This window comes from Limosilactobacillus pontis DSM 8475 (assembly GCF_001435345.1).
GTDB classification, from domain to species: Bacteria; Bacillota; Bacilli; order Lactobacillales; family Lactobacillaceae; genus Limosilactobacillus; species Limosilactobacillus pontis.
This window is the reverse complement of the sequence record NZ_AZGO01000055.1, coordinates 90,154-110,156: the sequence shown is the minus strand read 5'-3', so window position 1 is coordinate 110,156 and position 20,003 is coordinate 90,154. Positions and strand designations below refer to the sequence as shown.

Annotated in this window: 12 protein-coding genes, 1 tRNA gene and 1 pseudogene; 12 read left to right on the top strand and 2 right to left on the bottom strand. The window is 53.7% G+C overall.

Features of this window, described 5'->3' with window-relative positions:
• The first annotated feature begins 17 nt into the window (after window positions 1–17).
• The 9 genes and pseudogenes from FD34_RS05415 to FD34_RS05380 all read left to right on the top strand — a co-directional run bounded on the left by FD34_RS05415 (window position 18) and on the right by FD34_RS05380 (window position 13,752).
• Entirely contained in the window at window positions 18–2,195 is a 2,178-nt protein-coding gene (locus FD34_RS05415; RefSeq protein WP_057807534.1) for a Tex family protein, read from the top strand.
• On the top strand, window positions 2,188–2,649 hold the full coding sequence (locus tag FD34_RS05410) for a SprT family protein (RefSeq protein ID WP_057807532.1): 462 nt from the start codon (window positions 2,188–2,190) through the stop codon (window positions 2,647–2,649). The genes FD34_RS05415 and FD34_RS05410 overlap by 8 nt, the downstream gene beginning before the upstream one ends.
• Before the next feature lie 49 nt (window positions 2,650–2,698).
• A tRNA-Leu gene (locus FD34_RS05405) sits at window positions 2,699–2,784 on the top strand.
• A 161-nt stretch (window positions 2,785–2,945) separates the two neighbouring features.
• A complete protein-coding gene (locus FD34_RS05400; RefSeq protein WP_057807531.1) occupies window positions 2,946–4,895 on the top strand; it encodes a glycoside hydrolase family 2 TIM barrel-domain containing protein in 1,950 nt (649 codons plus the stop codon).
• Entirely contained in the window at window positions 4,879–5,838 is a 960-nt protein-coding gene (locus FD34_RS05395) for a beta-galactosidase small subunit (protein ID WP_057807529.1), read from the top strand. Before FD34_RS05400 ends, FD34_RS05395 begins: the two co-directional genes overlap by 17 nt.
• A gap of 479 nt (window positions 5,839–6,317) precedes the next feature.
• A complete protein-coding gene (locus FD34_RS05390) occupies window positions 6,318–10,013 on the top strand; it encodes a mucin-binding protein (RefSeq protein WP_083479886.1) in 3,696 nt (1,231 codons plus the stop codon).
• Window positions 10,006–12,255 (top strand): mucin-binding protein, encoded by a 2,250-nt coding sequence (locus FD34_RS05385; protein WP_057807526.1) that lies wholly within the window; start codon window positions 10,006–10,008, stop codon window positions 12,253–12,255. Before FD34_RS05390 ends, FD34_RS05385 begins: the two co-directional genes overlap by 8 nt.
• 15 nt (window positions 12,256–12,270) lie before the next feature.
• Window positions 12,271–12,375, top strand: a pseudogene (locus tag FD34_RS08915) (hypothetical protein); the annotation flags it as partial.
• Window positions 12,361–13,752 carry a mucin-binding protein gene (locus FD34_RS05380; RefSeq protein WP_420865322.1) on the top strand — a complete coding sequence of 464 codons (1,392 nt, stop codon included), beginning with the start codon at window positions 12,361–12,363 and terminating at the stop codon, window positions 13,750–13,752. The pseudogene FD34_RS08915 and the gene FD34_RS05380, both read left to right, overlap by 15 nt.
• Window positions 13,753–13,840: 88 nt before the next feature.
• Here the strand turns inward: FD34_RS05380 and FD34_RS05375 are convergent, their stop codons facing one another.
• A complete protein-coding gene (locus FD34_RS05375; protein WP_057807522.1) occupies window positions 13,841–15,604 on the bottom strand; it encodes a glycosyltransferase family protein in 1,764 nt (587 codons plus the stop codon).
• A gap of 174 nt (window positions 15,605–15,778) precedes the next feature.
• On the opposite strand from FD34_RS05375, the gene FD34_RS05370 reads away from it, so the two are divergent.
• The 3 genes from FD34_RS05370 to FD34_RS05360 all read left to right on the top strand — a co-directional run bounded on the left by FD34_RS05370 (window position 15,779) and on the right by FD34_RS05360 (window position 18,342).
• Complete coding sequence (locus FD34_RS05370; RefSeq protein WP_057807520.1) at window positions 15,779–16,729, top strand: AEC family transporter; 951 nt, start codon at window positions 15,779–15,781, stop codon at window positions 16,727–16,729.
• A 63-nt stretch (window positions 16,730–16,792) separates the two neighbouring features.
• Entirely contained in the window at window positions 16,793–17,479 is a 687-nt protein-coding gene (locus FD34_RS05365) for a 2,3-bisphosphoglycerate-dependent phosphoglycerate mutase (RefSeq protein ID WP_057807518.1), read from the top strand.
• Window positions 17,479–18,342 (top strand): alpha/beta hydrolase, encoded by an 864-nt coding sequence (locus FD34_RS05360; RefSeq protein WP_057807516.1) that lies wholly within the window; start codon window positions 17,479–17,481, stop codon window positions 18,340–18,342. The genes FD34_RS05365 and FD34_RS05360 overlap by 1 nt, the downstream gene beginning before the upstream one ends.
• 59 nt (window positions 18,343–18,401) lie before the next feature.
• On the opposite strand, the gene FD34_RS05355 is transcribed toward FD34_RS05360, so the two are convergent.
• Window positions 18,402–19,742, bottom strand: coding sequence for a C1 family peptidase (locus FD34_RS05355; RefSeq protein WP_057807514.1), 1,341 nt, complete (start codon window positions 19,740–19,742; stop codon window positions 18,402–18,404).
• Between the last annotated feature and the right edge of the window lie 261 nt (window positions 19,743–20,003).

The following is a 20,003-nucleotide window of genomic DNA, read 5'->3' as shown; positions in this document are numbered from 1 at the left end:
GTTTTAACGGAGGATTTATGGACGAAAAGACACTGCAGTTAGTTAGTCAGCAACTACCCGACATCCGGCAAGGACAGATCAAGGCGGCCCTTAAGCTGATGGACGAGGGAAACACGATCCCCTTCATTGCCCGGTACCGCAAGGAAATGACTGGGACCCTGGATGAGGTGCAGTTGCAAGCGGTCCGGGACCGATACCAGCACGTCACCAGCCTGCTGGAACGTCAGGAGACCGTCATTAACAGGATCAAGGAGCAGGACAAGCTCACCCCGGCCCTGGCCAAACAGATCCGGGATGCAACGGACCTGCAGACGGTCGAGGATCTCTACCTACCATATAAGCAGAAGCGGCAGACCAAGGCTCAACAGGCCCGGGCAGCTGGTCTGGCCCCACTGGCCAACTGGATGTTGACCTACCCGGATGAGGATCTGACTGGCGCGGCTGCTAAGTACGTCAATGATTCGGTACCAGATGCCCAGGCGGCCCTGGATGGAGCCAATGAGATCTTGGCCGAGGCGATCAGCGAAATGGCGACGGTTCGTGGTTGGCTGCGTTCCTACACCGTTAACCATGGCCAGCTAGTTACCACCCTGAAGCGCAACGGTGAGGAAAAGGACGAACTGGGCACCTACAAACAGTACTACGACTTCACTGCCCCGGTTAAGGACCTTAGCTCCTACCAAATTCTGGCGGTCAACCGGGGCGAGAAGGAAGGGGTCCTCAGCGTCAAGATCGCCGTCGATACTGAGGCCGTGTTGAATTATCTTCGCTTTCGGCTTATCCGGACCAGCAAGCGTAACGCGGCCACCGACTTCATCACCGCGGCATACACGGACGCCAACAAGCGCTTCCTGGCGCCGGCGATCGAGCGGGAACTCCGCCGTCAGCTGACCGACCAGGCGGACGAGCAGGCGATCAAGGTCTTTGGTGAGAACCTCTACCACCTTTTGATGCGGGCCCCAATCAAGGGGAAGGTTGTGATGGGCTTTGATCCGGCCTACCGGACCGGCTGCAAGCTGGCAATCCTTGACGAAAACGGTAAGTTCCTGACCAAGGCGGTCATTTATCCGCACGATCCGGTCCCGGCGAAGAAGCGGGCGGCCGCGGAGGGCGAGCTTCTCCAACTGATTGAGCACTACGGAGTTGAGATGATCGCAATCGGTAACGGGACCGCTAGCCGGGAGTCTGAACGTTTCGTGGCCAGCGCCCTGAAGAAGATTTCCCGGTCGGTCTACTACGTGATTGTCAATGAGGCTGGAGCATCAGTTTACTCCGCCAGTGAGGAGGCTCGTGATGAGTTCCCGGACCTTCACGTCGAGCAGCGGAGCGCCATTAGTATTGGTCGCCGTCTTCAGGACCCCCTGGCCGAGCTGGTCAAGATCGATCCCCAGGCGATCGGGGTTGGTCAGTACCAACACGACCTGCCGAAGAAGGAACTAGGGACGGCCCTGGACGACGTGGTCGAGCGGGCGGTCAATCGCGTGGGGGTCAACCTCAACACTGCCAGTTACCAGCTGTTGACCCAGATTTCGGGCCTCAACAAGACGATCGCTAAGAACATCGTCCACTATCGTGATGAGCACGGTCGCTACACGAACCGGACCCAGCTGAAGAAGGTACCGCGCCTCGGACCGAAGTCCTACCAGCAGTCGGTCGGCTTTCTCCGGATCCCAGCCGGGGATAACCCGCTGGATAACACGGACGTCCATCCAGAGAGCTATGACATCGCGGCCAAGATCATGAAGGACACCGGGATTGCGGTCGGGGACCTCGGTACTGCGGCGGCCACGAAACGGCTGGCCAAGGTTAAGGCGGCCGATTACACGACCGATCAGGCGGGGGAAGCAACGGTCAACGACATCATCGCCTCCCTGAAGAAGCCGGGCCGGGACCTCCGGAATAGTATGCCGGCGCCGCTGCTCAGGCATGATGTTATGACCATCGAGGACCTTAAGCCGGGGATGAAGCTCCAGGGGACTGTTCGTAACGTGGTCGACTTCGGGGCCTTTGTCGATATCGGGGTCAAGCACGACGGCCTGGTCCACGTCTCGGAGATGAGCAAGAAGTTCGTCCGTGATCCCCGGACAGTGGTGGCAGTCGGTGACATTGTCGATGTGTGGATTGATGATGTCGACTTGAAACGTCAGCGGATCCAGTTGACGATGGTGGCGCCAAAGAAGGTTGCCAATGGATAACCAGGAATTACAGAGCCTGACTGAGCAATGGTCGTTGGAATATTTCCGACGGCCTTTTCTGCACCGGATTGTCTTCAACAACCGGCTGAAGACGACCGGGGGCCGTTACCACCTGACTGACCACCATATCGACATCAACCCGCTGATGTACACTGAGTTTGATCAGGAGAACCTGAAACAGGTGGTCCTCCACGAGCTTTGCCACTACCACCTCCACCTGACCGGCCGGGACTACCACCACCGTAGCCGGGCCTTCAGGGAACTTTTAGTCGTGGTTGGTGGGTCCCGGTACGCGCCGGTAACCAGCAAGGCCCGGTCGCGCCGGCAAGCTCGCTGGCTCTATCAGTGCCAGGGCTGTGGGGCGTTGGTAGCCCGCCAGCGCCGGTTTAATACGGCGCGCTACGTCTGCCGACGGTGCGGGGGCCGATTTAAATTAATTAATTTAAAAAAGTAGTTGCCAAGGGTGACCGCGTTTGCTATAATAATTTATGTTGATGAGATATGCGGCCGTGGCGGAACTGGCAGACGCGTAAGATTAAGGATCTTATGGTCGATTATGACCGTGGAGGTTCAAGTCCTCTCGGCCGCACTACTAAAACACCTAGTCATTTGACTGGGTGTTTTTGTTTTTAAATTTAAATCCTGTCTAATACTAACTGTATCATTGAACATTTATCGAATTTCTTGTCTTCCATCGCTTGAAAGCGCTATACTTAGTGTGTAACTTGCTTATATGAGGAGGATTTTTTAATGGATGCAGATATCAAATGGTTAGACGATCCGGAGACTTTCCGGGTCAACCAGCTTCCTGCGCACAGTGACCATCATTACTATGGCAATTATGCAGAGTGGGCAGCCGGTGCCAGTCGCTTTACACAGTCCCTCGATGGTCAGTGGCAATTCAAGTTTGCCCAGACTCCCCAAGAACGGTTGCACGGTTTCTACGCATTGGATCAGGACACCACGGACTTTGATTCAATCACCGTGCCGAGTGAGATCGAGATGAACGATTACGCCCAGAACAACTACATCAACACCCTGATTCCGTGGGAAGGGAAGATCTATCGGCGCCCAGCCTATGCCCTGAGTGCCGATGACACCCAGGCCGGCTCCTTTAGTACCGGTAGTGACAATACGGTCGGTATGTATCGAAGGACCTTTGACCTCGACCCAGCCCTGCGTGGCAAGGCGGTCCGGGTCCGATTTGAAGGGGTCGAACGGGCCATGTACCTCTGGCTCAATGGCCACTTCATCGGGTATGCCGAAGACAGCTTCACCCCGTCCGAATTTGAACTGACCCCGTACATCCAGGACGAGGGTAACGTGATGGCGGTCGAGGTCTTCAAGCACAGTACCGCTTCCTGGATTGAGGACCAGGACATGTTCCGCTTCTCCGGGATTTTCCGTAGCGTTAGCCTGCTGGCCCAGCCGGTGACCCACGTTGAGGACATGACGATCCGGCCGGTGGTGGCGGATAACTTCAAGGATGCCCGCTTCAACCTCAGCCTCAAGCTGGCCGGTGAACGGGCCGGTAGTGTCCACATCATGGTCAAGGACGCCGATGGCAACGGCCTCTTGGACCAGAGCCTGCCAGTGACGACGGCGGTGGACTTAGAAGACGTCGACTTCCATGATGTCCACCTCTGGGACAACCACGACCCATACCTCTACCAGCTGCTGGTCGAGATCCGCGACGAATCCGGCAAGCTGCTGGAGTTGGTTCCGTACCGGTTTGGTTTCCGGCGGATTGAGATCAATGATGACCATGTGGTCCTGCTCAACGGCAAGCGGCTGATCATCAATGGGGTTAACCGGCACGAGTGGGATGACCACCGTGGCCGGGCAATCACGATGGCCGACATGACGAAAGACATCGCCACCTTCAAGGAAAATAACATTAACGCGGTCCGGACCTGTCACTACCCAGACCAGATCCCGTGGTACTACCTCTGCGACCAAAACGGGATCTACATGATGGCAGAAAATAACCTCGAGTCCCACGCCACCTGGCAGAAGATGGGGGCCATCGAGCCGTCATACAACGTTCCCGGTTCCGTATCACAGTGGAAGGACGTCGTTGTCGACCGGGCGCGGAGCAACTACGAGACCTTCAAGAACCACACGGCGATCCTCTTCTGGTCGCTGGGAAATGAGTCATTTGCCGGTGACAACCTGGTTACCATGAATCAGTTCTACAAGGAGCACGATGACAGCCGCCTGACCCACTATGAGGGCGTTTGCCACACCCACGACTACAGTAAGCAAATTCCGAGCCTGGATCCGAAGGGCTACCTACCAGCTGGGGGAACCAAGGACTACCGTGACCAGATCTCCGACGTCGAGAGCTGGATGTACCTACCACCGAAGCAGGTTGAGGAATACCTGAAGAACAACCCGGACAAGCCATTTATGGAGTGTGAGTACATGCACGACATGGGTAACTCCGACGGGGGAATGGGATCTTACATCGAGCTGCTCGATAAGTATCCACAATACTTCGGCGGCTTTATCTGGGACTTCATCGACCAAGCAATCGCGGTCAAAGACCCGATCAGTGGTAAGGAGGTCATGCGCTACGGCGGTGACTTCGATGATCGGCACTCAGACTACGAATTCTCGGGTGACGGCCTGATGTTTGCGGACCGGACACCAAAACCAGCAATGCAGGAGGTACGGTACTACTATGGCTTACACAAATAAATTACACGTCATTTACGGCGACGGCGCCCTCGGGGTTGCTGGCGATGACTTTCACTATATTTTCAGCTACGAGCGCGGCGGCCTGGAGTCAATGAAGATCAAGGGCAAGGAATGGCTCTACCGGGTCCCGACACCGACCTTCTGGCGGACCACGACCGATAACGATCGGGGGAACGGCTTCAATATTCGTTCTGCCCAGTGGGTCTGCGCCGACCTCTTCCAGAAGTGTGTCAACATTGATCTGAGCGTCGGCGACCACCACTTTGACGAACTACCGGTGGCACCGCGGACCAACGACTTCAGGGGGGATGAAGAGGCCGATGGTGTGATCATCAGCTACACCTTCGAAACCCTCACCAGCCCGGCCACGCACGCTACGGTCAGCTATGAGGTCCAGGTGGACGGCCAGATTAAAGTTGGGGTTCACTACACTGGTAAGGATGGTCTACCTGAACTGCCGGTCTTTGGGCTGCGGCTGATTATGCCGACGGAAGCGACCGGCTTCACCTACGAAGGTCTGTCTGGAGAGACCTATCCAGACCGGATGGCTGGGGTCACGCACGGGACTTTTGCTATAAAGGGACTACCGGTAGCTAAGTACCTGGTTCCCCAGGAGAATGGGATGCACATGGCCACGGACTGGGTTGAGATTACCCGGGATACTACCCAGAATAATGCTGACCATGACCGGACCCCGTTCAAATTAAAGGTCGCCAAGGATGATCAGCCGATTAACTTCAGTTGCCTGCCATATACGGCCGAAGAACTGGAGAATGCCACCCACCTGGAAGAGCTGCCATTGGCACGGCGTACTGTGTTAGTAATCGCGGGAGCCGTTCGTGGTGTCGGTGGAATTGACAGCTGGGGTGCAGATGTCGAACAGAAATACCACATTTCGGCTGATAAAGATATCGAATTTTCATTTATCATGAATGCCAAATAATTAAACTGATATACGAGCTGACAACGCCGCTATTTCAAGTGCTAATCGCACTGAAATGGCGGCGTTATGCGTTTTAAAAGTCAACCGATTGACATATTTGGGATCGATTGTCAGTGAACAGTCATTTCCTTCAGTGACGGCTGCTTTTTGCTGTTTTACGTGTATTAATATCTATTAACGAATATTATCAACGTTTCTAAACTATAAAAATAATATCTCAAAAATATGTTTATTTGTATTCAGCCCCAAAACCGGTCATTTTTCCCCAGCGCTAATATATAAGGCTGTCGACGATGCATTGACGATTTTTAGCAGGATTTGATACATTCTTAACGGTTTTACGTAAAAGAAAGTAAACAAGGTTAACTTTTATATATGGGGACTAGTTAATCGATTTTACATTTCTTTGTGTAAATAAAGAAAATGCGAGGTAGACGCTTAACATCCAAAATATTATTAACTTGGGGAGAATGTAAAAAATGGTTGGTAAAAATAATAAGTTTTCGAAAAGCAACAGGAATAATCGAAGGTTTCAACGTTTCTCGTTGCGAAAACTTAGTATTGGGGTTGTTTCGGTCGCAATTGCCGCCGGATTTTACATGGGCGGCAGCCAGAGCGCGCTGGCTGATGCATCTTCACCACAGCAGGCCGTTCCAGTCGTTCCCGGTAGTTTAAATACCGCTACCGTTGCGTCGCCGCGTTCAAGCAGTATCCCTAGCGCAGCAGCGGTGAATACCAACGATGGGGTCCCGGGCGATGTAAACACGCAGCCCGTCACCGCCCCCATAACCAACAGCACAGGTGAAAACCAGGCTAAGTCATTTGCGCAAAACGTTAATTTGGATATGTACACCAAAGCGCAGAATAATGAAAGCCATTCGTCAACCATCACGGCAACAGGTAATAAGGTCGTGGGGTTGAAGGGTTCTTTTGAAGTTACCAGTCAACAACTGGCTGCTGGTGGCATCATTGAGGTGGGAACGATCAGCCAAGTCCGCTCTGACCAGGGCAGTAAGCAAAATATTTCGGTACTAATTCGATCTGCCAAGCACGAAATCACGGCACCAGTAAACGGGGTTGATGTAAGAGTTGGGGATCTACACCTTGAGAATGGTGAGCAGAAAGGGACCATTGTCATTAGTCTGCAAAACCTCAACCGAAACGCTAAGTTTAACGACGACCGGCGGATTAAGTTTGATATTCCGGTCGCCCTCGACCTTAACCACCCTGCTAATGCGGATGCATACCGGGGAACATTACTTAATCCAGAACAGCAGGTCAAGTTTACCAATGGTAAGAACACTCTTTATACCCTTACCATCACTGCCCCTAAGTTCACTCTGGAAACCTCAAGCGGTAACTTTAGTGCGGCTAAATTAAATTCCGGTGATGAGGGGCTATTTTCGGTAAGCAGCAACTACGTCAGTGATAGTGCGCAAAAGGCATTCTTGAGGAATCCCCTGACTGCCACCAAGGCGACCTTGCCAGGTACTTATCAGTGGGGTGGTGTCCTAAATGGGAAGAGTATTGCGGACATTCAAGTATATGGTGGTGCCAAGGCAGAAGCATTGTTTGACCTAGACAATAAGGGAAACGTCCATAAGGTTGTTCGCAACAATAGTAAAATCCCACTTTGGGAAAAGATTAGATCGGTTCGGGTAGCGGATAATCTTGATCTATCAGCACTGAAGAAACAAAATGCTGATGAATTAATCTGGTCCCGTCAGAATAACGGATCAATTAATCTCTGGTTTAAGTGGCCGACAGCACGGTTACATACCGAATGGGTCAACGCAATTGATCAACAGTACGGCAGTCTGTATAACTACTTTAAGAGTGTCCTATACACTGCGCAGCCGGGGATCGACCCGGACAAGTTTTCCCGCGATAATGTCGAAGCATATCAACACTTTTTAGGGGATAACCCGTTGAAGTGGTTGCAGGAGATCCACGTGGTTAGCTATGACCATACGGCCAAAAATCAGATTAGTGTCGCTCTTTACGATGGAAATCTCCAGCGGATTAAAGTTCCGTGGACGATTACCACTAATCCAGGCAAACACGTTGTTCAGGGGCATTCCTCTGCTAAGGTTCATTTCATTGACGTCAACTCACAGGCAAAGAATATCGCGAATGCGGAGGTCCAGCTTCCGCAGGGGCAACTGATAAAGTCTAATTGGTGTGGTGAGTCGGGGCAAATTAACATTGACCCGGCCACGCTACATGGTTACACCCTCGTTGATGCCAACGCTGTGAATAACCGCTTTAAGATCCCAGCAGATAGGATCCTAAAGAGTACGTCGACGGTAGTCACTTTTCCTGGAAAAGAAGGGGCAACGGATGATTACTACGTCTTCGTGGAGGGAAATAATACGCGGCTCCCACTGGAATATGTGGATGATGATAAGGGCGGAGAAAAAGTTCCTTCAAACAAAACGGAATTTATTGAGGGGAAGACCGGTAGTGCTGTAGCGATCACTGTTCCTAAAGACTTGCAAGCGCAGAAATATGAGCTGAACCAACAGCCGGTAATTGTTCTTAGCGATGACCAAAATGGTCAGCCTAAATATGAGGTTAGCAACGATAATGGCAAGGTGTTTGCAATTGTCCATCTTCGTCACCAAAAGACAACTAAAGCTACCGAAAAGACCGTTACCCGGACAATCAACGTTACGACTCCTGACGGGGAAAAGACGACGACGATCCAGTCAGCAACGGTAACCACGACGACGAATCATGATTATGTCACGAAGCAAACAATTCCTGGAGTTAAAACCAATGTTAAGGAATGGGCAGAATATGAGCCAACAGAATTTGCTGGTTACAGTGCGACGATGGAGAATGATGCGCACCAGTCCGTTAATAATATTCCTAAGATTCCTAGCAAAGAAATCATTACGCGGGCGCAGAAAGGCATCAATGAAATCATCAATGTTAAATACACGGCCAATTTACACACCAGTTATGTTATTTTTCAAGACGTTAAGGGTAATACTATTCGTTCTGATGAGGTTAATGGTTACACCCACGAAACCGTTGCTTACCATGGCCAAGTGCCAGCTGGTTGGAAGTTAATTGCTGGGCAAACGGTTCCAACGTCGATTGAGTTTGGTACTGATGGTCATGTCGATATCACATTAACGCTTGAGCACGTTATTGAGAATGTTGACCACGATAAGCCATTACGACCAGGTACGCAGACACCAACTGGCATGGTCATTGATGGTGCTCGTGAAGGTGACTTGAACCAAATCATTACCCGGACGATCAACGTGAAGAAGCCAGCCGGCATGATCAACGCGATGAAACAGGCCGCTCATATCTACCGCGACGCTACTTATGACGCAGTTACTGGTGAGGTAACCTATGGTGATTGGTCAGCTGATGATAAGTCTTGGGCGGACTTCAAGCCAGACCAGATTACCGGCTACACGGTCTCCCAGGCCGATGTGCCAGCAGTCACGGTTAGGGATGGCCAGAAAGACGTGACGGTTAATATCGCCTACACGGCCAACGACCAAATAACCCGTATCATCTACGTTGACCAGGATGGCAACAAGGTCAAAACCGACACAATTAACGGTAAGACGGACCAAACCGTTGACACTAACTCCATGGTTCCCTCTGGTTGGAAGATTATCGATGGTATTCCGGAAAAGGTCCACCTTACGGGTACCCCGACACCGGACACGACGATCACGATTGACCACAACGAGACCGCCGTTAACCACAACAGCCCAGTTGATCCAGGCGCCAAGACGCCAACCGGTCGGGATATTAAAGGTGCTCACGAAAACGACTTGAACCAGACGATCACCCGGACGATCAACGTGACGGCGCCGAATGGCAAGACTGCCACGACTAAACAGGTTGCTAAACTTCACCGTGACGCCGTAATTGACGATGTTACCGGGGATGTTACTTATGGTAAGTGGACAGAAGATGCTTGGGTAGATTTCCAGCCGGGTCAGATTGCCGGTTACACAGTTTCTCAAGCTGTTGTGCCAGCATTCACGGTTAAGAACGGTCAAAAGGGCCAAATTGTCAACATTAACTACGTAGCCAACAAGCAAGCGGCTAACGTTGTCTACAAGGACGGTGATCAGGTTGTGAAGACCATTCCGGTAGGTGGAAAGACCGACCAAACGGTTGACCTGAACTATTGTTGTGCCTGAACACTACACGATTATCAACCAGGACCGGCTGCCGAAGGACTACACATTCCAGGCCGCTAGTAACGACGACGTGATCGTCGAACTGGGGCACCAGACAAAGCCGGCTGCCGACAGTCAGACGATTACGCGGACGATCAACATCACTGATCCACAAAGTAAAGTAACGATGATCAAGCAGACCGCCACGCTGACTCGCCAAGGTACCACTGATAAGGTCACTGGTCAGACAGAGTGGGGTAACTGGACAACTGCCAGCTGGGATGCCTACAACGTTCCAGAGATCAAGGGTTACACCGCTAGTCAACCATCCGTAGCCGAGGCGGATGTTACGGCTGATACCAAGGACGCAACGATCGATATTTCTTACACTGCCAATGATCAGTCAGCTAGGATCGTCTACAAAGACGGTAGCAAGATCGTTAAGTCCGCGCCAATCAATGGTACGACTGCTCAGACCATTAGTTTGACTTACACGGCACCTGATGGCTACACCATTGCGGATGCGGGGAAGCTGCCGAAGAAGTATACCTTCAAGGCAGATAAGAATGCGGATGTGGTCGTTGAACTGGGCCACCAGCACGGTGAAGTATCCGACAGTAAGACGATTACCCGGATGATTAACATTGCTACTCCAGATGGCAAGACGCAGTCCATCAAGCAAACTACTAAGTTGACTCGTCACGGCCAGAAAGATGCGGTTACTGGCGACATTAAGTGGTCTAACTGGAGCGGTGGCTCATGGGATGACTACAAAGTTCCAGAAATCAAGGGATACACCGCTAGTCAACCATCCGTAGCCGAGGCGGATGTTACAGCTAATACCAAGGATGCAGTTGTCAACATCATCTACACCGCCGACGAACAAACTGCCCACGTGGTTTACAAAGATGGCGATAAGGTAGTTAGAACTGATAAGCTGACTGGTAAGACCGGTGAGACGGTTAAGCTTACTACTGACGTACCTGCCAACTATCACGTAACTGGTAAGGTATTAACTCCCTACACCTTCATGGCGGATGGTAACAAGGACATTGTAATCAACTTGCTTCACGACACCGAAAAGGTATCTGATAGTCAGACGATTACGCGGACGATCAACGTTACGGTACCGTCTGGAAAGGTTACGACCACCAAGCAAGCTGTTAAGTTGAACCGGACTGGTGTGAAGGATCTGGTTACCAACGATACTACTTGGGGAGACTGGACAAGCGGGAACTGGGCTGAATATAATGTTCCGACTGTTGCGGGTTACACGCCTACACAAGCAGCTGTTATCAAGGCAGCTGTCACTAGTGAGACCAAGGACATAACGGTTAGTATCACCTACACGGCTAACGATCAGATAACCTGCATCATCTACGTTGACAAGAATGACCACCAGATCAAGATCGATACAATCACCGGTAAGACCGCCCAGATCGTTGACGTCCACTCTGATGTGCCAACTGGTTGGAAGATTGTCGATGGTCAGGTTCCGGAAACGGTCCACTTTACGGGAGCCCCGACGCCGGACACGACGATCACGGTTGCTCACGACAGGACCACCGTTGACCATAACAACCCGGTTGAACCAGGCACGAAGACGCCAACTGGTCAGGACATCAAGGGTGCCCACCAGGGGAATCTGAACCAGATGATTACGCGAACGATTAACGTGACGAAGCCGGATGGCCAGATCACGACTACAACGCAGGTCGCTAAGCTCCACCGGGATGCCATCGTTGACGATGTTACCGGTGAGGTTAGCTATGGCGACTGGACGGAAGACACATGGGCGGACTTCAAGCCGGGGCAGATTGCTGGCTATACGATTTCCCAAGCAGATGTACCAGCGGTTACGGTTAAGGACGGTCAAAAGGCCCAAATCGTCAGCATCACCTACGCGGCCAACGAGCAAGCAACCCACGTTGTCTACAAGGACAGCGATCGGGTTGTGAAGAACGTTCTGGTAAATGGAGAAACTGATCAGACGGTTAATCTGAACTATGCAACGTCTGAATACTACAAGATTATCAACCAGGATAGCCTGCCACAGAACTACACGTTCAAGGCTGACGGCAACAACGATGTGATTGTTGAACTGGGGCACCAGACGAAGCCGGCTGCCGATAGTCAGACGATTGCGCGGACAATCAACGTCACGGATCCCCAAGGTAACCTCACAACCACGCATCAAGTGGCACGGCTGACGCGGCAGGGGACCACGGATCTGGTCAATAATCAGACGACCTGGAACGAGTGAACCAGTGATAACTGGGCTGAGTTCATTGCGCCGGTAATTGCCGGTTACACGCCATCCTGGACTGGGGTTGACGCAGCCATGGTCAAGAATGGCCAGCAGGACGTCATGGTCAATATTACCTACACGGCTAACGACCAAGCCACCCACATCGTCTACACCGATCAGGATGGTCACCAGGTTAAGACCGACATGATCACCGGCAAGACCGCCCAGACCGTTGATGTCCACTCTGATGTGCCAACTGGTTGGAAGATTGTCGATGGTCAGGTTCCAGCGACGGTCCACTTCACTGGTGACCAAACACCGGACATGACGATCACGGTTGACCACCGGCACCACATCATCGACGGTCAGGGAGAACTGCCGACGGGCCTAGCGCCAAGTGCCTTCACCAAAACGGTAACCCGGACGATCAATGTTCGCCAGCCGGACGGCACGGTCAAGACGACCAAGCAGACGGCAACCTTCAACCGGATCGCTGACGTGGATGAGGTTACGCAGCAGGTAACGTTTAGTGACTGGCAGCTGACCAGCAATGGCTGGGTGGCCTTTACTACCCCGGCAATTGACCACTACACGCCGAGTCAGGCCATGGTCGAAGCGGTCGACGACGCGGCAAGCCTGACCAGGGACGTCACCGTTGACATCGCCTACACGGCCAACCGCGGCACGGTTGAGATCAAGTACGTCGATAAGGACGGCAACGAGATCGGTTACCAGATGATCACTAGCCACGTCGGCGACACGGTTAAGGTAACGCCACAGTTCCCGACCAACTGGGTACCGATGGATCCGGCCACGGTTCCGACAGCGGTTCGGATCAAGGAAGAAAATGGTCAGATCATCATCGTGGTTATTCGCCACGCCGTGAATGATCCGGCCCAAACCAAGACGGTGACCCGGACGATCAGGGTAACCACTCCGGATGGTCAGACAACGACCACTAGCCAGGTTGCCAAGATCAGCCGCTACGGTGACTTGGACCTGGTAACCGGCCAGATCGCCTGGAACCCATGGACCACGGCCCGATGGGATGCCTTCAAGCCGGCAACGATTGTTGGTTACACGCCGAGTCAGGCGGAGCTGCCTGTGGTCACGGTAGATGGTGAAACAGCCGATCAAACGGTCGCCATCACCTACGCCGCGGTAGCCATGCCGACGCCGACCCAGCCGGCCAACGACGTCCCGGCTGCCGACCACGCTGTTGACCAGGGTGCGGCGGATAACGGTGACTATCAGCCGGCGGGTCAGGGGACGGCGACCAACGCTGCCCACCAGGCAGCAACAGCCACGACACATCATCTGACAGCTACCACGTCGGCTCCGGTCGCGGTAGCCGCCAAACAGACGCCTGCTGCCCAGTCAGCGGCACCGGCGGCAACGAACCGTCAGCGCCTGCCACAGACCGGCAATGGGCACGACGCCAGTACCTTGGCGGGTCTGGCCTCCCTGTTGGGACTGTTCGGCCTGGCCGGCAAGCGCCGTAAGCGTGATTAGTCACGATAATTGAATACCAAAACGCCCCCTGGGACTGATCATCAGACCAGTTTTGGGGGGCGTTGTGTTTACAGGCGGTACACGCCGACTATTCAGTTACCTGCCGCCAGAAGCGAGGGCAGGATCGGATAAAGCGGTAAATCCCGTAGAAGAGAAGCAGGGTCAACCCGGTCAGGGAGACAGCGAGCATGGCCTTGAACCAGCCGGCGATCTTGAAGTAGAGGGTGGCGGTGTTCTTGCCGCGGCGTTGGTGGACGTATGGGGCCCCAATCGAGGAGCGCTGGTAGTGGGTCAGGCGCTTACCATTGACGGTCAATTGAGACTCGTGATAGGCGATGATCGGCAACCGGACCTTTCTGGCCTGGTTAGCATTCCAGGTCAGCTTCAGGCCGCCGTGTGGCAGGACCGTGTGCTGGTATTCCTGGGCGTGGTTGATGATCTGGTCCTGGTAGGCAAAGGAGCGGATGTATTTCTTGTTGACATACTTCTTTGGAATTGGCAGGTAGTCCGGACTGCGCTTCTCAACCATCGTCAGCAATTGTCCAGGGTAGAGATCGTGGACGGACCTGCGGAGCTTAACCCGGTTGTCGGTAACCCAGGCGATGGCGCTGGAGGTGTTGAGGACATCGTTCGACTTGTAGCGGGCAGTCCGCTGGAAGACGTCGATGGTGTTGGGTACAAATACCTGGGTGACCACGAAGACCAGGACCCCGATTGTGATGTTGCGCCGCAGGTGGAGGACTGGCTCATGGTCGTGCTGGACGAAGGTGGTGGCAGATATCGCGACCCCGAGTAGGAGCAGGGGGTAGGCAATCACCGTTAGCCGGTTTGGAAACTGAAGGTTGTGCTGGAGGCTCGGCATTGCAACTGCCAGCTTCTCCCACGGGGTCCAGATCGAGCTGAACATCAGGATAGCCGCCCCTATGATCGTGACGGTCGTATTGACCAGGGAACGTTTCAGGTGGCAGCAGACGTAGATAAACTGTAGGAGAAAGAGTAGCCAGCAGAAGTAGATCAGGTAGTCCCGGGTACTGCTAAACCGCGACGGGACCAGCGAGTTCTTGAACATGTTAAAGGCCGCTGGGGTCGCAATGTTGTTGTGGAGGTTAAGCATCAGCAGGGCTCCCCAGACGTTGGCCGTCAGGATGGTGGTCCCAACAACGGCCAGGGCGGTTTCCTTAATCATCCCCCAGCGCTGGTCGGTCCGGACCAGGCCAATGATGAAGAAGGGGATCAGGGTGGCGACGAAGAAGAGCGAGCTCAGCAGGTGAATCTGAATGATGATGGTCATCAGCGTCATCAGCGGCAGCCAGTGGACGGGCCGGTGGCGATCCTGGAGCATCGTCAGCCCGCACATCAACATATACGGCGCCAGCATTGCACCCCAGGCATTCATGTTCTGGGCGAGCTCCCAGCGGGGCAGCCAACCGATGTTCATGAAGATCAGGCTGACCAGGAGGGCGAAGCGGCGGGAACTGTGGGCCTTGATGGCCAGGAGGTACATCCCAACGCCCCCACCGATGTAGATGATCAGGTTAGTGATAATTTCGTAACGAAACCAGGTGCCGAGCAGGCCAATCAGGGCCCCGTTGAGATAGGCAAATAGTGGCCCGTAGACGGCGTTGATCACCCGGCCACTCTGCTGGAAGCAGTAGTTGCTCTGGAAGTAGCTGAAGTTGAACTGTTGGATCTGCTTAGCCGCGTCATAGAAGCGGTTAAAGTGGAAGATCGAGTCGGTTCCCAGGATCACCCCGTGGGAGATCAGTTGGGGATACATGATGATGTAGGTCATCGCGCAGATCGCCAGATAGGGCAATGACCAGTTAATAAGGTGGTATATTTTATGTTTCATATTCATTCCTACATCTAGTTAAAATTAGTCAATCCCTACAATTATAGACTATTTTGACCAACGACGGCATTCTGATGAGACAAATGTGCCAAGATGTCGGATCGACGGCGGTGGGGACCGGATGGTGGGTGTACAATAAGAGACAACTTCGTGAGAAAGAGATGAAATGACGCAATGCTTTCTATTTTCTTATCGGCCGTTTCCGGGGTTCTAATCATCCTGGTAATGGTCGTGATCGGCTTCGTGATGAACGAGCGCGGCTGGTTCAATCCCCAGTCGCCGCGGATTATCTCTCGGCTGGTGACCGAGGTGGCGTTGCCGTGTTACATGGTCACCACCATCATACGTGACTTCTCGGCCGGGGAGCTGAAGACCCTCCTGCCGGACCTGCGCTACCCGGTCCTATCGATGATCATCCTCTTTGCCCTCTCCTTTGCGGTCGCCCGGGCAATCGGGATCAAGCGGTCTCGCCTCGGCCTCTTCTCGTCGATGTTCTTCAACTCCAACACGGTCTTTATCGGGTTGCCGATCAACCTAGCCCTCTTCGGCAACGCCTCGATCCCATACGTGCTGGTCTACTACATGGCCAACACGACCTTCTTCTGGACGTTGGGAGTCTGGCTGATCCAGCGCGACGGTCTGCACGAGGCCAGGGTTGACGTCAAGACGGCCCTCAAGAAGATCTTCTCACCACCGCTGCTCGGCTTCATCGTCGGGGTCATCCTGGTGATTCTCCACGTTCACCTACCGAAGTTCGTGATGAGTGGCCTCGCCTATATCGGTGGGCTGACCATCCCGCTATCGATGATCTTTATCGGGATCGCCATCTCCAACGCCGGGCTGAGCCGGGTTCGGCTGACGCGCGACGCCTGGGGGATCCTCCTGGGCCGCTTTCTCTTCGCCCCGGTCCTGATGGCGATTCTGGTCCTGCCCAGCAGCATGCCGCCACTGATGAAGCAGGTCTTCATCCTCCAGGCGGCGATGCCGGTGATGACTAACGCCCCGGTCGTCTCCAAGCTCTATCACGCGGATGCCAACTATGCGGCCATCATGGTGACCGAGACCACCGTGTTGAGTGTGATCGTCATCCCAATCCTGATGGTGATTATCAAGACCTTATTGTAGTTGCTGACTGTTAAATAGTGCACAATTGCGCTATGATTAATACTGGCAAAGGAGTGAAAGTGTATGGTAGATTTAGTAATTGTTCGGCATGGTCAGAGCCAGGCCAACCGGGATAACATCTTTACGGGCTGGACGGATGTACCGTTGACCCCCGAGGGCGTTCGACAGGGGATCACGGTCGGCCATGAGCTAAAACGGTTAGGTATTCAGTTCAGTGACGCCCACACTTCCTACATGGAGCGGGCAATTATGACTACCAACCTCGTCCTCGATGAGATTGACCAGCTCTATATTCCGATTCACAAGACCTGGCGTCTCAACGAACGACACTACGGCGCGCTGAGTGGGCGAAACAAGGCCGAGGTTAAGAAGGAGGTTGGTGCTGATCAGCTCCATCGTTGGCGGCGGGGCTTTACCGACCTGCCACCGCAACTGGAGTATCGCCAGCACGAGCGCCGCTACGACCGGTTGGGAGTCAGGATGCCGCTGAGTGAGAGCCTAGCAATGACTCAGCAACGCTTGTTACCGTACTGGCAGGACCATATTGTCCCGCGGCTCCTGGACGGTAAGAACCAGTTGATCGTGGCCCATGGCAGCTCACTGCGGGCCCTGATTAAGTACCTCGACCAGATTCCTGACGACGAGATCGACCAGGTCGAGGTTCCCAACGGCAAGCCGATCTGGTATCGTTTCGACGACCGGCTGAACATCGTCAAGAAAACCTTTATTACAATGGATGGTGAAAATTAATGATTCATGAGCTGCATAACAACCCCGAACTAACCGGACAGGTCCGCCTGATTGAGAACATCACCTACGCCGCCGTGACTGGGTGCCCCCTCAAGATGCAGATCTTAGCGCCGTGGACCCAGCGCTACCCCAAACAGTACCACACCGATCCCCGGCCACTAATCGTCTTTGTCCAGGGGAGTTCCTGGCGGACGGGCCGGATGGGGGAGGAGATCCCGCAACTGGTCCAGTTCGTCAAGCATGGCTACGTGGTCGCCACGGTCCAGCACCGCAGCGCCATCGACGGTTTTGCCTTCCCCGCCTTTTTGAAGGACGTCAAGACGGCAATCCGCTTCCTCCGGCACAAGGCCACCAAGTACGCGATTGATCCCCACCGGGTTGCTATCTGGGGGACCTCATCCGGGGCCAACGCCGCCATGCTGGTTGGCCTGACCGGGGATGATCCGCGATACAAGTCCCACCTCTACGCCCACGAATCAGACCGGGTTGATGCGGTGGTCTCCTGTTTTGCCCCGATGGACGTGGCCGATACTTTCAAGGCGTCTGCCAAGGTTCCCGGCAACAAGCTCTTGCAGTTCTGCCTGTTTGGCATGGATACCAGCAAGTGGCCAGCTGAGATGGCAGCAATGAGTCCGCTGGATGTTGCCGAGCCGGGCCAGGACTACCCACCCTTCCTGCTGATGCACGGGGATGCCGACGAGGTGGTGCCGTACCACGAGATGGTCGACATGTACAACAAGCTGGACAAAGACGGCTACGATGTTGAGGCCTACCGGGTGAAGGGGGCCAATCACGAGCGTGACTTCTGGAGCCAGCAGGTCTACGATATCGTTTTGGACTACCTCAATCAAAAAGTGAAATAAACAGAAAACGACACCGGATAAATCCGCGGATTTATCCGGTGTCGTTTTGTCATAGCCGCTTAGGCTAGGGTGCCCATCGGATCCCATGGCTTCAGGACGATTGGGTCTTGGGCCTGGGCCTTCTTCAGTTTGTCAGAGAGGTACTTCTTGTTGATGACGATCTGGTAGCAGTACTTGTCCATCCAGGCGTCGCTCATTACGAAATAGCCCTTGTGGCCGACCTTGTTGCCCCAGGAGTTTTCGACCTTCCACTTGGTTGGCTTGCCGTTGGCGATGTCGACCCCGGTCAGGACCATTGCGTGGTCCATCATGCTCTGTCCATAGTCGAGGGCCTCGGCCTTGGTCATGTCGAGGTCCATGTCGAAGAGGGCGCTGTAGTCATAGGTGTTGAGGGCCATGATCCCAAGCTTGGTCTCAGAGTACTGGACGACGTCGGAACCGAACCAGACGCTCTCACCATGCTTGAGTTGCTCGATGGCCAGCTCCTTGAACTCGTCCATCGGCAGGTTGAGGTGCTTGATCTGACGGCCGCCGACCACGTTACCCAGCATGTCGATCGTGTAGGGCTGGTGGTACTTCTTGTCGGCAGTTGGGGCCTGGATGATGGAAACGTAGTCGTCGAGATTCCAGCCGACATACTTCTTGAAGAATTCCTGTGGGGTCAGGTTGGTGTCGCGGTGGAATTCGTTGTCCTTCTTGGTCCGGTACTCAAAGTTGAAGTGGGTGCTTGGTTCCCCAAAGGCGTAGGCCAGCATCCGATAGACCTCGTTCAGCATCGCGGTCCGTTTGGCATCGAGCTCACTCTGGTCGGCGTGGTCCTCGTTGATCATCTTACGAAGGATCACGGCATCGTGGCGAAGCTTGTTGTTTAAGACGCTGTCAATACCCCGGGAGTTGTTGGAGTTAAAGGATTCTGGCATGGCGGACTTTGGCATGACCCCGTACTTTTCGATCAGGGCACAGAGCATGTCCCACTGGCCGCCGTCGTTTTGCGGTTCGGCCATCAGCCAGGCAACCTTACGACTGTCCGTGGCCTTGTGGGCGGTCTTTAGGACGTTTTCGTAGAAGTAATTAGCCTTCTCGAACTTGTCCCAGAAGAATTGGTAGGACTGGGAGAGCTCGAAGTTGTCGGGCAGGTTGAACTTCTGTTGCATCTCGTGACGCATCGTGTTCAGGGCGGCGAACATCCAGCAACGACCGGACTGCTTCTGGTCGGCGACGTCCCCAGTCTTCAGGTCAATTGAGAAGTGGGGATCGTTATCCTTGATGGCGTGCCAGTTGAAGCTGGCGTTACGCACCCCGTTCTTGGTGACCGTGTTCTCGATGACGTGGCTGTCACGCCGGTTGTCGTAATCGCTGCGGAACCGTTTGATATCATCTTTTTTAATCTTAAAAGCCATAGAAAGACCTCCTTGTTATTCTTATTTACTATTATAGGGGAATTGGCGGACTTGGGGAAGGCAGACACTCGTTAGTTATGACGATATTTACGAACTGGCGTCAGCGGTAATCACGACTATAATGGAAATAAGGGGATGATAATGTGTCACAGACAATCATGTGGGTGCGGTTTTGCTTCTGGCTCCTGGTGGTGATCCTGACCTTGGGCAAGCAGATGATGCTGGCAATGGACCTGATGGCGATCGGGATGTTCCTAGAGG

Coding starts and splice junctions, on each gene's coding strand:
- FD34_RS05375 (WP_057807522.1), bottom strand. CDS start 15,604: ATGAAACATAAAATATACCACCTTATTAACTGGTCATTGCCCTATCTG.
- FD34_RS05395 (WP_057807529.1), top strand. CDS start 4,879: ATGGCTTACACAAATAAATTACACGTCATTTACGGCGACGGCGCCCTC.
- FD34_RS05380 (WP_420865322.1), top strand. CDS start 12,361: ATGGTCAATATTACCTACACGGCTAACGACCAAGCCACCCACATCGTC.
- FD34_RS05365 (WP_057807518.1), top strand. CDS start 16,793: ATGGTAGATTTAGTAATTGTTCGGCATGGTCAGAGCCAGGCCAACCGG.
- FD34_RS05355 (WP_057807514.1), bottom strand. CDS start 19,742: ATGGCTTTTAAGATTAAAAAAGATGATATCAAACGGTTCCGCAGCGAT.
- FD34_RS05410 (WP_057807532.1), top strand. CDS start 2,188: ATGGATAACCAGGAATTACAGAGCCTGACTGAGCAATGGTCGTTGGAA.
- FD34_RS05360 (WP_057807516.1), top strand. CDS start 17,479: ATGATTCATGAGCTGCATAACAACCCCGAACTAACCGGACAGGTCCGC.
- FD34_RS05415 (WP_057807534.1), top strand. CDS start 18: ATGGACGAAAAGACACTGCAGTTAGTTAGTCAGCAACTACCCGACATC.
- FD34_RS05400 (WP_057807531.1), top strand. CDS start 2,946: ATGGATGCAGATATCAAATGGTTAGACGATCCGGAGACTTTCCGGGTC.
- FD34_RS05390 (WP_083479886.1), top strand. CDS start 6,318: ATGGTTGGTAAAAATAATAAGTTTTCGAAAAGCAACAGGAATAATCGA.
- FD34_RS05370 (WP_057807520.1), top strand. CDS start 15,779: ATGCTTTCTATTTTCTTATCGGCCGTTTCCGGGGTTCTAATCATCCTG.